Raw genomic sequence first — 13357 nt, forward strand, 5'->3', positions numbered from 1 at the left:
AGGCATGACGTTCGGAGTACCCCAGCAGCCCTCGCCCCAGCCCACGGACGGCCGGCCGCCCCGGCGCGGCGGACGGGCCCGCAAGCTCGTCCCGCTGGGCGTGGCGGTCTGGGCCGTGCTGGAGATCTGGCTGCTGACCCTGGTCGCCGACGCGGCGGGCGGACTGACCGTCCTCGCCCTGCTGGTCGGCGGCGTGGTCGCCGGGTCCTATGTGATCAAGCGGGCCGGCCGGCGCGCCTGGAAGCGGCTGACCGTCTCGCTCCAGCCCGGCGGCGCCGTGACCGAGTCCGCGCCGGGGAGCGGGGGCAACGGCCTGACGATGCTCGGCGGTCTGCTGATCATCCTGCCGGGCCTGCTCTCCGACGCCGCCGGTCTGCTCTGCCTCTTCCCGCCGACCCGCGCGCTGCTGCGCAAGGGCCTGGAGCGGCGCCTGGGCCGTCCGGCCGCTCCCGGCACCCTCGGGGACGCCTTCCAGCAGGCGCGGATGAGCCGGCCGGACGGCAAGGTCGTCCCGGGCGAGGTCATCCGGGACGACCAGCCGCCGGCGCCGCGTCAGGACGGGCCCCAGCTGCCCCGCTGAGGCCGTCCGGGCGGGTCGGGGAGGTTCGGGGCCCGGCGGGGGCCCGCGGGGCGCGGAAGGGGCATACAGGGCATGCGGCGCCGGTGGGGCTCCTTCCCGCCGCGAAGCCTTCCGTCCGGATCCGGCCGAGCGGGCGCACCCGTGGCCGCACGAGATCCCGAAGCAAGCACAAAGGGCCCGGGGCCACTGCTCAGCGCAGCGGCCCCGGGCCCTTGATCGTGCTTCTCAGTGCCGCTCTCAGGCGGACTTGCGGTTGTCCCGCGGATGCACAGCGATGTTCATGGCACCGGAGCGCAGGACGGCCAGCCGCTCGGCCAGCACCTCCTCCAGCTCCTCGCGGGTACGCCGCTCCATGAGCATGTCCCAGTGCGTACGCGCGGGCTTGCCCTTCTTCTCCTCAGGACCATCGCCGTCCACCAGGAGTGCGACGGCGCCGCACGCCTTGCACTCCCACTCCGGCGGAATCTCCGCCTCTACCGAGAACGGCATCTCAAATCGATGCCCGTTCGGGCATGCGTACTCCACCGCCTGGCGCGGGGCCAGATCGATGCCGCGGTCGGTCTCGTAGCTGGTAACCACAAGTCGCGTGCCGCGGAGAGCTCGCTCACTCATGAATCGTGCCTCCCGGGCTTGGTCGCCCACAGGACAGGTGTCGCTGTCGTCGTCATCCGGTCAACGTCCGGTCGGCGGTGAAGATTCCCGTTTCAGGGACATGCGTCGCCCGTCGTGCCGCCCCTTGTTGTACCCACCAGCGCCCGTTTTGTCACATCTGGCAACGGATGTCACCCTGCGTTTCTGTCCGTTTAGCGCGCAGTAACGGTCCATCCGGTGGGTCGAAGGCGTACACTACCGGCCCGCCACCCGGGTGCCTAAACCAGGTCCGGTACTTCGCGCGCCGTGACCGCCGGGGGCGTGCCGCCGGCGGTCCCCGAGGGAGCCGCCGCGGGGGTCGCCGAGGGCGCCGCGGCGGGCGCGGCCGAGGGCTCCGGCGGCGCGAAGGCGCGCAGGAAGAACTGCGACAGCGGGCCGATGGCCAGCGCGTACAGCACCGTGCCGGCGCCCACCGTGCCGCCGAGGGCGAACCCGGTCGCCAGCACCGCCACCTCGATGCACGTCCGGACCAGCCGCACCGAGCGCCCCGTCCGCCGGTGCAGGCCGGTCATCAGGCCGTCGCGCGGCCCCGGGCCGAACCGCGCCGAGATGTAGAGCCCCGTCGCCACCGCGCACAGCGCGACCGCGAAGGCCAGCAGGGGGATCCGCGCCCACAGCGAGCCCGGCGCGGGCACCAGGGCCAGGGTCGCGTCCATGGCCAGGCCGATCACCAGCACGTTGGAGACCGTGCCCAGCCCCGGCCGCTGCCGCAGCGGGATCCACAGCAGCAGCACCGCCGCGCCGATGACGATGGAGGCGGTGCCGATCGACAGCCCGGTGTGGCGCGCCACACCCTGGTTCAGGACGTCCCACGGCGCCAGCCCGAGCCCCGCCCGCAGCTGGAGCGCCGCGCTCACCCCGTACAGCCCCAGTCCGACGTAGAGCTGAAGCAGCCGCCGGGCCAGGCCCGGTCCCCCTGATGTGGTCAACGGAATCTCCTTGCTGGTCGTGCGTGCCGGCCGCGCGGGCGGTCCGGTCGTGACGGATGGGGCAAAGGAGTGCCGCCCGCCGCCCCCAGGGGGCCGCGAACGGCACGGACGTGCGACCGGCCTGCTCCATGACGAGTGGCACGGGCGAACGTCATGGAGCAGGCCAGTGGTGCAAGTGGCCTGCTCCATGACAGTCTGTGGACTGGATCGGGTAATGATCCATGGCCAATCCCGGGAAGGTGGACCGGAAGCATGACTCAGTGGACTTCTTCGGTGGGGGCGCAGAAGCTCGCACGCCTCCTCGGTTCCCAGGGCGGCGGGCACGGCGTCGTCACCCCGTTCGGCGGCCGCAGGTCACCCGCCTACCGCTCCCTCGCGGACGGCATCCGGGTGCTCGTCCTGGAGGGCCGCGTCCCCGTCGCGGCGCGGCTGCCCGCCGAGCGCGAGCTCGCCGCCGCCCTGGCCGTCAGCCGCACCACCGTCGCCGCGGCCTACGAGGCGCTGCGCGGCGAGGGCTTCCTGGAGTCCCGGCGCGGCTCCGGCAGCTGGACCTCGGTGCCCGCCGGGAACCCGCTGCCCACCCGCGGCCTCGACCCGCTGCCCCCGGAGGCCGTCGGCTCCGTCATCGACCTCGGGTGCGCGGCCCTGCCCGCCCCCGAGCCCTGGCTGACCCGCGCCTTCCAGGGCGCCCTCGAAGAGCTGCCGCCCTACGCCCACACCCACGGCGACTACCCGGCCGGCCTGCCCGCCCTGCGCCAGGCCCTCGCCGACCGCTACACCGCCCGGGGCATCCCGACGATGCCCGAGCAGATCATGGTCACCACCGGCGCCATGGGCGGCGTCGCCGCCGTCTGCCGGCTGATGGCCGGGCGCGGCGAGCGGGTCGCCGTCGAGTCCCCCTCGTACGCCAACGTCCTCCAGCTCATGCGCGAGGCGGGCACCCGGCTGGTGCCCGTCGCGATGGGCGACCGGCTCACCGGCTGGGACCTGCCCGCCTGGCGCCAGGTGCTGCGCGACGCCGCGCCCCGCATGGCCTATGTGATCGCCGACTTCCACAACCCGACCGGCGCGCTGGCCACCGAGGAACAGCGCCGGGACCTGGTCGAGGCGGCCCGCGCGGCGGGCACCGTGCTCATCGCCGACGAGACGATGACCGACCTCCTGCTCGACGACGACATCGACATGCCCCGCCCGGTCTGCGCCTTCGACCCGGCGGGCAACGCCGTCGTCACGGTCGGCTCGGCCAGCAAGTCGTTCTGGGCGGGGCTGCGGATCGGCTGGGTGCGGGCCGCGCCCGACATCATCCGCAGCCTCGTCGCCGCCCGCGCCTACGCCGACCTGGGCACGCCCGTCGTGGAGCAGCTCGCCGTGACCTGGCTGCTGACCACCGACGGCTGGGACGCGGCCGTCGACATAAGGCGTGCCACGTCGCGGGAGAACCGGGCCGCGGTCGTCGGCGCGGTCCGGCGCCACCTGCCCGACTGGGAGTTCACCGTGCCGCACGGCGGCCTGACCCTGTGGGTGCGCACCGGCGGCCTGTCGGGGTCGCGGATCGCCGAGGCGGGGGAGCGGCTCGGCGTGCGGGTGCCGTCCGGGCCGAGGTTCGGGGTGGACGGGGCCTTCGAGGGCTACGTCCGGCTGCCGTTCACGGTCTCCGGGGCGGTGGCGGAACAGGCCGCGAGCCGGCTGGCCGAGGCCGCCCACCTGGTGGCGAGCGGTGCGACCGCCGCCGTCGAGGCGCCGCGCACCTACGTGGCCTGAAGCCGCACGGGACCGCCCGTACCGCCTGGACGCTCCCCGTCCGGATGTCCGTCCATGAGGTGTCCGTCCGTCGCGTGCGCGTCTTCCGGGTACCCGGCTTCGGTGGGCGGTGCCTGCGGCTCCGTGGCGTACGGCACCGGGACGCACGGCTCCGGCAGCAGGTCCAGGACCGCCCGGCGCTCGTGCTCGGCCGTGTCCTGGGCGTACGGGTCCGGGGTCGCCGGCACCTGGACGCGCAGGACGGGGCCCGAGCCCAGCCGGGCGTAGCCGCGGCCCGGCGGCACGTCCGGGGGCGGCGTGGTGGGCGGCGGCGCGCCGAGCGCGGTGCGCACCTGCCCGGGCGTGACCGCGCCCAGCACCACCCGGGCCCGGGTGTGGGCGAGGACCGGCTCGATGATCAGGGCGGCGTTGTCGAGGTGTTCGGCGACGGCGACCGTGACGTTCGCGACCCTCCCGTGGCGCAGCGGCACCTGGAGCAGTTCCTGGGGGTCGGGCCGGCCCTCGCCGGCGGCCAGGTGGCTGAGCGAGGTGGGCCGGTCGACGAGGATCCACAGCGGTCGCCGGACGTCCTCCGGGACCGGGCGGCCCTGCTGCCGGGCGTGGTGGGCGGTGAGGATCCGCCGCTCGGTCTCGTGGCAGGCCCACTCCAGGGCGGCCAGGGCGCCGGCCGGCGCGGTCTCCACGGCCAGCACGCCCTCCCGGCCGAGCAGGCAGGAGAACTCGCCCGTGCCGCTGCCGTCGACGATCAGCACGTCCCCGTGGTGCAGGGCCTGGAGGGCCACCGAGCGCAGCAGGGTCGTGGTGCCGGCGGCGGGCCGGCCGAGGGCCAGCAGGTGCGGCTCCGTGGAGCGCTGCCCGGTGCGCCAGACGACGGGCGGGACGTCCCGGGTCCCGGTGTCGTCGGTCACCGGCAGGGTGCGCTGGACGGAGTTCGGGTCGGTGAAGCCGAGCACGGCCTCGCCGGGCACGGTCACGAACCGCTGCGCGCGGATGTCGGTCGGCAGCGGGGACAGCGCGCTCAGCGTGAGGTGGTTGTCCTCTTCCTCCCAGTCGAAGCGGTACTCCCGCCCGCGCCCCGCCTTGAGCCGGAGCAACTGCTCCACCTTGGCCCGGGATTCGGGCTCGCCGTCGGTGAAGTAGGCGGGGTAGCGCAGCTGGAGGGAGACCAGCCGGCCGAGGTGGTCGAACTCGTACTCCGTGAACGCCCGCTGCCAGCCGCCCCCGTGGGCGTAGAGCGGATCCGGATCCTCCGCCGCGGTGAGGTACGGCACCAGGGATTCGTAGACCGTCTGGAGGCGCGCGTGGCAGCTCTCCTCGTCGACGGCGTCCGCCGTGGCCGCGGGTCCGCGCTCGCGGCCGGCCCAGGCGGCCGCCGCCATCAGGACGACCGCGGACAGCGTCGGCCCGTAGGGCACCAGGGCCACGATGACCACGCACGAGGCCACCAGCAGCAGTGTGGGACCGCGCCGGTCCCTGGGCGTCCGGGCCCAGCGCCGCAGCCCGCCGGTGCCGAGGGCGTGCAGCCCGCGGCCGATGGTGAGCAGCGGGTGGAGCATGTCCGCCGTGCTGTCGGCCGCCGTGCGGGCGAACTCCCGCCCGCGCGCGAGGGAGGTGCCGCCGGTCAGGCCGCTGGGGAGAGCTCGCCGGCCCACGTCGGTCTCCTGGTGTCGGTGCGGAGGGCGGTGGCGGTGTCCGGGGCGGCGGTCAGAACTTGAGGCCGCCCAGGAGGCCCGCGAGGCTCGCGCTGCCCGCCTTGATGCTGGGGGCGATGGCCGTGGTCGAGAGGTAGAAGCCGAAGAGGGCGCACACGATGCCGTGGGAGGCCTTCAGACCGTCCTTGCGGAAGAACAGGAAGGCGACGACACCGAACAGCATGACGCCGGAGATGGACAGGATCATGACGTTCTCCTGGGGGTCGGGGTGGTCGGGACGGTCACCGCGAGTTCCTCAAGCCTCACAGAAAGTACTAATTCGGCAAAAGCGGACTTAGGTTGATCCCTGTCCCGCCTTGCTTGATCGCCGACGGCGTGGGCGCCGGGGGGAGGGGCGGGCGAAGCCCGGGAACACGGCGCGAAACGCGCTCCGTGGTGATCACCGCCGGCCGCGCCCCCGGCCCCGACACGCCCCGGCGGGCGGGCCCGGGATTCACCCGGACGGCCGCGTCCGGCCCCCGCGGCCCCGGGCCCGTGCCCCGGCCGGGCGGGCGACGCGCACCCGTGGTGCCCATGATCCCCGTGTGGCCGGGCGTACGTAGGGTAGGGCAGCACTCACGTGACGACCGCAGCCAGGCGCTGAACCCGGAGGACCGCAGACCATGACCGAGCAGACCCCCGAGACCGAGCCCGCACACGACCCCGAGGTGCTCCAGCTCGCGGCCAAGGTCTTCGACCTGGCGCGACACGGCGACACCGACACCCTCGCCGCCTACGTGGACGCGGGCGTCCCGGTGAACCTCACCAACGACAGGGGCGATTCGCTCATCATGCTGGCCGCCTACCACGGCCACCTCGACGCCGTCCTGTCCCTGCTCCAGCGCGGTGCCGACGCCAACCGCCCCAACGACCGGGGCCAGACGCCGCTGGCCGGCGCCGTCTTCAAGGGCGAGGACGAGATCGTCCGCACCCTGCTCGCGCACGGCGCCGACCCGGCGGCCGGCAGCCCCTCGGCGGTCGAGGCCGCCGGGGTCTTCGGCCGCCAGGACCTCCTGGAGCTCTTCCGGGGCGAGTGACCCCTCGCGGCCCGCCCTTCCCGCGGCCGGAACCCGGGACGGGAAGGGCGGCGCCGGTGGCTCGTTCGCCGTCTTTCGCCCGGGGGCGCTCCCCTGGGCGAATGGAACGTCCGCCACCGGCACCCCGACAGGGAGGTCCCCCCATGCGGATCGCCTACCTGCACCACGGCGGCGTCCCGTCGGTCCGCGCCGACGAGGTACACGTCATGCGCATGTGCGACGCCTTCGCCGACGCCGGGCACGAGGTCACCCTCTACGCCCTCCGGGGCGCGGCGCGCGCCGACGTCCACGCCTACCACGGCACCCGCAACCGCTTCGCCGTCCGCGCCGTCCCGATGCCCTCGGCCGGGGCGCTCGGGCCCCTGCTGCGCGCCTGGCGCATACGGGAGGAGCTCCCGCGCGGGGGCGCACCCGACCTGCTCTACGGGCGTGACCCGTACGCCCTGCTCGCCGCCTCCGGTACGGCGCCCGTGGTCTACGAGACCCACGCGCTGCGGCGGAGCCGCGCCGTACGGGCCGCCGAGCGGCTGCTGTTCCGCGCCCCGGGCCTCACCCGCGTCGTCCTCGCCACCGAAGCCCTCGCCGACGACTACCGCCGGGCCTTCCCGGAACTCGCCCGCTCGGCGGCGGAGCTGGTCACCGTCCCCGACTGCGCCGACCCGCCGCCCGCCGGCCCGGTGGCCGCGCTGCCGGGCCGGCCCGGCGCCCTCAAGGCCGGCTGCGTCGGCCGCCTCCCGGGCCGGGGCACCGACGTCGTCCTCGGGCTCGCCGCCCGCCTCCCCGCCTCGACTTCCACCTCGTCGGCGGCACCGGACAGGACCGCGCGCCCCGGGAACACCGGGCGCACGGCGCCAACGTCCACTTCCACGACCACCGGCCGCCCTCCCGGCCGGACCCCTACCACCGGGCCTTCGACATCGCCCTCGCGCCGTACCAGCCACCGGCCGGAGACGCGACCGGGGCCGCCTCGCCCGTGACCCTCTTCGCGTACATGGCGCACGGCAAGGCCATCGTCGCCTCCGACCTGCCCGCGCTCCGGGAGGTGCTGGCCGACGGCGTCGACTGCCTGCTCCGGCCGCCCGACGACGTCGCCGCCTGGGCCGACGCCGTCGGGCGGCTGGCGGCGGACCCGGCGGCCCGCGCCGCCCTCGGGGCGGCGGCGCACCGTCATGTGATGGAGCATCACACCTGGCGGGTCCGCGCCGACCGGGTCCTCGCCGGGGTCGGCCGCCCGTCGTGACGTGAGCCGGCCGGGCGCCCAAGTGCCTTGTACGCGCCGGCCCGTGAGGCCCGTACCCGCCGGCTATTAAGTTCTTCTTAGAACAGCCCGCTATCAACTCCCCATGGACTCCTTCACTTCCCGCCGCACCGTCCGGGCCGCCGCCGTGGCGCTCGCGGTCACCATCCCGTGCGTCACCCTCACCACGTCCGCCCACGCCGCGCCCCGCCCCGCGCAGACCGCCCGCGTGCACGGCCACCTGGTGGACATCCCGGTCCGCGGCGGCACCGCCACCGTCGACACCGCGACCCTGCGCGTGACCGCCCGCACCGGTTCCGGGACCGTGGTGGAGCTGTCCGCCCCCGCCGCCGGGGCGCCCGGCACCCCCGGGCCGGTGACCACCACCCGGGACGGTGCCCGCTGGTCGTACCCGGCCGGGGGGCTGACCGTCACCGCCCGCGCCGACCACGGCCGCCTGCTGGTCTCCGTCAAGGCGACCGGCGCCGCCGACCGCACCCTGGCCTGGCCCGTCACCGGCACCGACCGCGCCGCGTCCGCCGTGCAGCTCCCGCGCGGCGAAGGGCTCTCCCTGCCCGTCGCCGACCCCTTCTGGAACTCCGCCGACGCCCAGCTCACCGACGCCGACCTGCCCATGGAGTCCGCCCTGTCCATGCCGCTGTGGGGATACACCCTCGGCGGCGGCACCGGCGCGAGCTACCTCGTGCCCACCGACATCGGCACCTCGCTGCGGCTGACCTCCGACGGCGGACGGCTGCGCACCACCGCCACCCACCACTTCTCCCGCGCCGAGGGCACCACGGAGTACACCGTCGCCCTCGGCCTCACCGACGGCTCACCCGTCGCCCCCGCCGTCGACTACCGCGCCTGGCTCAAGGAGAACGGAGAGCTCGGCAGCCTCCGCCGCAAGGCCGAGGCCACCCCGGCCACCAAGAAGCTGCTCGGCGCCTTCCACGCCTACCTGTGGGGCGACGCCCGCACCGCCGACGGCGTCCGCAAGCTGCGCGCGCTCGGCGTGGACCGCATGTGGCTCGGCTACGACGCCGACGACAAGCCCATGGACGCCGCCGCCGTCACCGCCGCCAAGAAGGCCGGCTACCTCGTCGGCCCGTACGACTCCTTCGCCAACGGGCAGGACCCGAAGACCTCCGACGCCCCCACCTCCGTCTGGCCCGGCACCGTCTACCCCGACTTCTGCGTCCAGGGCGCCGACGGCAAGCCCGAACCCGGCTTCCACGACCGCGGCTGCTACCTCAGCTCCGAGGCGTTCGAGAAGGCCGAACCGACCCGCCACTACCTCGCCGACCGCACCCGGAAGATGACCGCCAACGGCGCCGACAGCTACTTCCTCGACGTCGACGCCGCCGGCGAGCTCTTCCGCGACCACAGCACCGCCCACCCCATGGACAAGGCCCGCGACCGCGCCAACCGGCTCGCCCGCATGCAGCGCCTGAACGCCCGGCACCTCGTGGTCGGCTCCGAGTCCGCGGGCGCCTGGTCCAACCAGGTGCTCGCCTTCGACCACGGCTCCGGTACCCCGGTCGCCGACGGCCTGTGGAAGGCCCAGAAGGACAAGGACAAGTGGGGCGGCTACGCCCCCGCCAAGGCCCCCGGCGTCTTCTTCAAGCCCGCCGAGCTCCCCGAGGCCGTGGCCAAGGCGATGTACGACCCCGCGTACCGCGTCCCGCTCTACGAGACCGCGCTGCACGACTCCGTCGTCAACACCGAGCGCTGGGAACTGTCCTACGACAAGCTGCCCCGCCAGAAGACCACCCGCGCCCTGCTGGCGATGCTCTACAACACCCCGCTCAACTTCGTCCTCGACGGCGACTCCCTCGACCGGCGGGGCGGCGAGCTCGCCGCGCTCCAGAAGTACTTCAAGCCCCTGCACGAGGCCGCGGGCACCGAGCCGATGACCGGCTTCCGCACCCTGAACGCCGACCGCACCGTCCAGCGGACCGTGTTCGGCGACGGCACCCTGACGGTGACCGCGAACTTCGGCACCACCACCCACGACGGGCTGCCGGCCGGCTGCGTCGACGCCACGCTCCGCGGGGACGAGGCACCGCGCCGCCTCTGCCCCGACACCGTGAACACCGACGGCTGACGCCCTCCGCCGGCCGGGCGGGCTCAGCCCGGCCCGTCCGGCGGCGGTGCGGACCGCGCGGCCAGTGCGGCCTCCACCGCGGCCACCGTGTCCGCCTCCGCCGCCGCCTTGTCCTCCCGGTACCGCAGCACGCGCGCGAACCGCAGCGTGACCCCCGCCGGGTACCGGGAGGACCGCTGCACCCCGTCGTAGGCGATCTCCACGACCAGCTCCGGCCGCACCCGCACCACGAACCCGTCGTCCTCGACCGCCAGCTCCCGCAGCCGCGCGGTCTGCCACTCCAGCAGCGCGTCCGTCAGCCCCTTGAACGTCTTGCCGAGCATCGCGAACGAGCCGTCCTCGCACCGCGCCCCCAGGTGCAGGTTGGACAGCTTCCCGGTCCGCCGCCCGTGTCCCCACTCCGCCGCCAGCACCACCAGGTCCAGGGTGTGCACCGGCTTCACCTTCAGCCAGGACGCGCCCCGCCGGCCCGCGCTGTACGGCGAGTCCAGCGCCTTCACCACCACGCCCTCGTGGCCGCGCCGCAGCACCTCCTCCGCGAACCCCCGGGCCGCCGCGCGGGCGCCCGCGTCCGCCGCGTCGGCCACCACCAGCCGCCGTACGCGCAGCGGTTCCGGCACCGCGCGCGCCAGCTCCGCGTGCCGCTCCGTGACCGGCAGCTCCAGGAGGTCGCGGCCGTCCACCGCCAGCAGGTCGAAGAAGACCGGCGACAGCGGCACCGTCACGGCCGCCGCCGCCACGTCCCGCCGGGAACCGACCCGGCCCGCCGTCTCCTGGAACGGGCGGGGCCTGCCCGCCCCGTCCAGCGCGATCACCTCGCCGTCCAGCACCGCGGACGTCACCGGCAGCTCCCGCGCCACCCGGGCGAGCTCGGGCAGCCGCTCGGTGATCTCCTCCAGGGTGCGGGTCCAGATCCGCACCACGTCGCCGTGCCGGTGCACCTGCACCCGGATGCCGTCGAGCTTCTCCTCCACCGCGCAGGGTCCGAGCCGGTCGAGGGCCTCCTCGACGTCCGCGGCGGTGTGCGCCAGCATCGGCAGCACCGGCCGCCCCACCTCCAGCCGGAAGGCCGCCAGCGCCGCCGGGCCGCGCGCCAGCAGCTCCCGCGCCACGGCCCCCGGCGACCCGCTGAGCATCACCGCCCGCCGCACGGCGGCGGGATCCGCGCCCGACGCCCGCGCGAGCCCCTCGACGGCCAGGGCGTCCAGCGCGCCCTGCCGCAGCTCCCCGCCGAGCAGCGCCCGCAGGAACCGCTGCTCCGCCGCGGTGGCCGCGCCCAGCAGCGCGGCCACCCGCCGCTTGCGCTCCGTCTGCGCGCCCTTGCCGGCCACGGCGGCGATGGCGTCCAGCGCCCGGTCCACCTCGCGGACGGTCAGTGTCGGCGTGGCGGCGGGCTCCGGGGCCTCGCGCAGCACGCTCCAGCCGACGCCCACCCGGCCCTGCGGCAGCCGTCCGGCCAGATAGGTGAGGGCGAGCGGCGCCTCCTCGGGACCGGCCGCCCGGAAGAGACCGGCCAGCAGGCCGGTCTTCTCCGACCGCGAACGCGTCGCGGCGACCTCGTCGGACACACGGGCGACCTCGGCCAGCAGCATGACCTCATCGTGCTACGGCCCCGCCCGGCGCGCAGACCGGGCGGGGCCGCCCGCGCTCAGCGGGCCAGCCGGTCCCACAGCGCGCAGTGGTGCGCGGCACCCGCGTCCACCGGCTTGATGCCGCCCGCGCCCGGCGCCAGCGACAGCACGCTCGCCCCGCCGCCGAACCGGGGCCAGCCGGGCGCGCCCGGGGAGTTCGGGTCACCGGTGGCCGCGAACCGGGTCCAGTAGCCGGTCATGCGGTCCGCCAGCGCGCGCTGCTCCGGGGAGAACCCCGGCACCGTGTCCATCGGGAACAGGTACGGCAGCTCGAAGCCGTGCGCCGCCCCGTAGGGATAGCCCTCCACCGCCGGCAGGTCCGGCAGCCGCGGCGCGTCCGCGTCGGCGAACAGATAGGCGTACGTGGGCACGCGCGCGGCCAGTGCGCGGTCCGCCCGCAGCGCGCCGCAGGTGAACGAGGCGTCGGACAGCAGGGCGGCCCAGGCCAGCCCCGGCGAGGGGTACGACGCGAGCGGGTACCGCGCCTCGACGGCCGCGGCCGACGTGCCGAAGGAGTAGGCGATCCGGGCCCGGTACTCGCGCGCGTCACGGATCGGGCTCGTCGACTGCGTCAGGGCGAGGAAGAGCCGCATCTCGTCCCTCGTGGTGCCCTGCACCACCGGGACGCGGGGGAAACGCCCCTTCTCCAGGGCCCGGTCGGGGCGCAGGGGCAGTCCGCCGCCACCGTAGGAGACGAGGGAGAACGTCTGCATCAGCTCGGGCGTCACCAGCTTGTCGGTGCCCAGCCGGCGCAGACAGCCGAGCGTCCCGCCCGGCCGCCCGCAGCCGAGCGTGGCGGCCGCCGCCGTGCCCGACGCCTCCGTCCGGCTCCGGGGCACGAACGGCTCGTAGCGGGGCATCGAGGGGAGGATGGCGCCGCGCGGGAACCCGGTCATGCAGGACCCGCTCTGGAGCACCGCCCGGTGGAAGAGGCCGGCGGACTCCGGCGAGGTGAGGTGCGCGCAGGTGCTCAGCGCGCCCGCGGACTCGCCGAACAGCGTCACCCGGCCGGGGTCGCCGCCGAAGCGGGCCGCGTTGGCCTTCACCCAGCGCAGCGCCGCCCGCTGGTCGGCGATTCCGAAGTTGGTCGCGCCGCGCAGCTCCGGGTGGCCGAAGAAGCCGAGGACGCCGAGCCGGTAGTTGAGCGTGACGACCACGGTGTCGCCCTGGACGGCGAGCCGCTCGGCCCGGTACGGGGAGCCCGCGCCGAACATGAAGCCGCCGCCGTGCAGCCACACCATGACCGGCCGGCCCCGGCCCTTCGCCCGGCCGGACGGCGCGGACGGCGCGGTCACGTTCAGGGTGAGGCAGTCCTCCGAGCCGGTCGCCGGACCGGACCCGAGCGCCGGGAACTGGAGACACTGCGGGCCGGGCGCGCCCGCGTCGCGCACCTCGCGCCAGGGCGGCGCCGGCCGCGGGTCGCGCCAGCGCAGCTGGCCGGTCGGCGGCGCGGCGAAGGGGATCCCCTCGAAGGTGTCGTACGCGCCGTGGGACCGGCCGCGCACCGGCCCGTGGTCGGTGGTGACGACCGGTCTGTCCTCACCCGGCCCGCGCACGGCCGGCCGGCCGTGCGCGGGGGCGCCCGCCGCCGGCGCGGCGACGGTGGCGGTGAGGAGGGCGGACAGCGCGAGGGCCAGCGCGCACAGCGCGCCGCCCCGGCGTCGTGGGGGACGGGGTTCCGGCATGATGACGTCCTTCGGCGGCCGGGGGCCCACGGGTGGGCCCGAGCGACC

Annotated in this window: 11 protein-coding genes and 1 pseudogene; 6 read left to right on the forward strand and 6 right to left on the reverse strand. The window is 75.7% G+C overall.

Features of this window, described 5'->3' with window-relative positions:
• The first annotated feature begins 4 nt into the window (after nucleotides 1-4).
• Nucleotides 5-580, forward strand: a complete 576-nt coding sequence (fxsA, locus tag SMD11_RS27870) for an FxsA family membrane protein (protein WP_087929068.1) — start codon at nucleotides 5-7, stop codon at nucleotides 578-580.
• 237 nt (nucleotides 581-817) lie between these two features.
• On the opposite strand, the gene SMD11_RS27875 is transcribed toward fxsA, so the two are convergent.
• Both SMD11_RS27875 and SMD11_RS27880 read right to left on the reverse strand, forming a co-directional pair.
• A complete protein-coding gene (locus SMD11_RS27875; RefSeq protein WP_087929069.1) occupies nucleotides 818-1192 on the reverse strand; it encodes an RNA polymerase-binding protein RbpA in 375 nt (124 codons plus the stop codon).
• Nucleotides 1193-1449: 257 nt separating this feature from the next.
• A complete protein-coding gene (locus SMD11_RS27880; RefSeq protein ID WP_234366186.1) occupies nucleotides 1450-2160 on the reverse strand; it encodes a YczE/YyaS/YitT family protein in 711 nt (236 codons plus the stop codon).
• A 252-nt stretch (nucleotides 2161-2412) separates the two neighbouring features.
• Between SMD11_RS27880 and SMD11_RS27885 the strand changes: the two genes are divergently transcribed.
• Nucleotides 2413-3921: a PLP-dependent aminotransferase family protein gene (locus SMD11_RS27885; protein WP_087929070.1), complete on the forward strand. Its 1509-nt coding sequence runs from the start codon at nucleotides 2413-2415 to the stop codon at nucleotides 3919-3921.
• Here SMD11_RS27885 and SMD11_RS27890 read toward each other — a convergent pair.
• A complete protein-coding gene (locus SMD11_RS27890; protein ID WP_199843968.1) occupies nucleotides 3909-5573 on the reverse strand; it encodes a hypothetical protein in 1665 nt (554 codons plus the stop codon). The genes SMD11_RS27885 and SMD11_RS27890 overlap by 13 nt on opposite strands.
• Before the next feature lie 52 nt (nucleotides 5574-5625).
• Nucleotides 5626-5820 (reverse strand): hypothetical protein, encoded by a 195-nt coding sequence (locus SMD11_RS27895; protein WP_087929071.1) that lies wholly within the window; start codon nucleotides 5818-5820, stop codon nucleotides 5626-5628.
• A gap of 415 nt (nucleotides 5821-6235) precedes the next feature.
• Between SMD11_RS27895 and SMD11_RS27900 the strand changes: the two genes are divergently transcribed.
• From SMD11_RS27900 to SMD11_RS27915, 4 genes and pseudogenes are all read left to right on the forward strand, one after another.
• Entirely contained in the window at nucleotides 6236-6649 is a 414-nt protein-coding gene (locus SMD11_RS27900; protein ID WP_087929072.1) for an ankyrin repeat domain-containing protein, read from the forward strand.
• A gap of 206 nt (nucleotides 6650-6855) precedes the next feature.
• Nucleotides 6856-7245 (forward strand): annotated as a pseudogene (locus SMD11_RS36565) (glycosyltransferase); the annotation flags it as partial.
• Nucleotides 7246-7367: 122 nt separating this feature from the next.
• A complete protein-coding gene (locus SMD11_RS36570) occupies nucleotides 7368-7889 on the forward strand; it encodes a glycosyltransferase (RefSeq protein WP_234366476.1) in 522 nt (173 codons plus the stop codon).
• A 103-nt stretch (nucleotides 7890-7992) separates the two neighbouring features.
• Entirely contained in the window at nucleotides 7993-9993 is a 2001-nt protein-coding gene (locus SMD11_RS27915; protein ID WP_087929075.1) for a glycoside hydrolase, read from the forward strand.
• A gap of 23 nt (nucleotides 9994-10016) precedes the next feature.
• Here SMD11_RS27915 and SMD11_RS27920 read toward each other — a convergent pair whose 3' ends face one another.
• Together SMD11_RS27920 and SMD11_RS27925 are read right to left on the reverse strand one after the other, a co-directional pair.
• On the reverse strand, nucleotides 10017-11585 hold the full coding sequence (locus SMD11_RS27920) for an ATP-dependent DNA ligase (protein ID WP_087929076.1): 1569 nt from the start codon (nucleotides 11583-11585) through the stop codon (nucleotides 10017-10019).
• Between the two features lie 56 nt (nucleotides 11586-11641).
• Nucleotides 11642-13309 (reverse strand): carboxylesterase/lipase family protein, encoded by a 1668-nt coding sequence (locus SMD11_RS27925; protein ID WP_087929077.1) that lies wholly within the window; start codon nucleotides 13307-13309, stop codon nucleotides 11642-11644.
• Between the last annotated feature and the right edge of the window lie 48 nt (nucleotides 13310-13357).

The organism is Streptomyces albireticuli (genome assembly GCF_002192455.1).
GTDB classification, from domain to species: Bacteria; Actinomycetota; Actinomycetes; order Streptomycetales; family Streptomycetaceae; genus Streptomyces; species Streptomyces albireticuli_B.

Excerpts from the sequence above, each read along its gene's own strand:
- fxsA (WP_087929068.1), top strand. The coding sequence starts at position 5 with ATGACGTTCGGAGTACCCCAGCAGCCCTCGCCCCAGCCCACGGACGGC.
- SMD11_RS27875 (WP_087929069.1), bottom strand. The coding sequence starts at position 1,192 with ATGAGTGAGCGAGCTCTCCGCGGCACGCGACTTGTGGTTACCAGCTAC.
- SMD11_RS27885 (WP_087929070.1), top strand. The coding sequence starts at position 2,413 with ATGACTCAGTGGACTTCTTCGGTGGGGGCGCAGAAGCTCGCACGCCTC.
- SMD11_RS27895 (WP_087929071.1), bottom strand. The coding sequence starts at position 5,820 with ATGATCCTGTCCATCTCCGGCGTCATGCTGTTCGGTGTCGTCGCCTTC.
- SMD11_RS27900 (WP_087929072.1), top strand. The coding sequence starts at position 6,236 with ATGACCGAGCAGACCCCCGAGACCGAGCCCGCACACGACCCCGAGGTG.
- SMD11_RS27915 (WP_087929075.1), top strand. The coding sequence starts at position 7,993 with ATGGACTCCTTCACTTCCCGCCGCACCGTCCGGGCCGCCGCCGTGGCG.
- SMD11_RS27920 (WP_087929076.1), bottom strand. The coding sequence starts at position 11,585 with ATGCTGCTGGCCGAGGTCGCCCGTGTGTCCGACGAGGTCGCCGCGACG.
- SMD11_RS27925 (WP_087929077.1), bottom strand. The coding sequence starts at position 13,309 with ATGCCGGAACCCCGTCCCCCACGACGCCGGGGCGGCGCGCTGTGCGCG.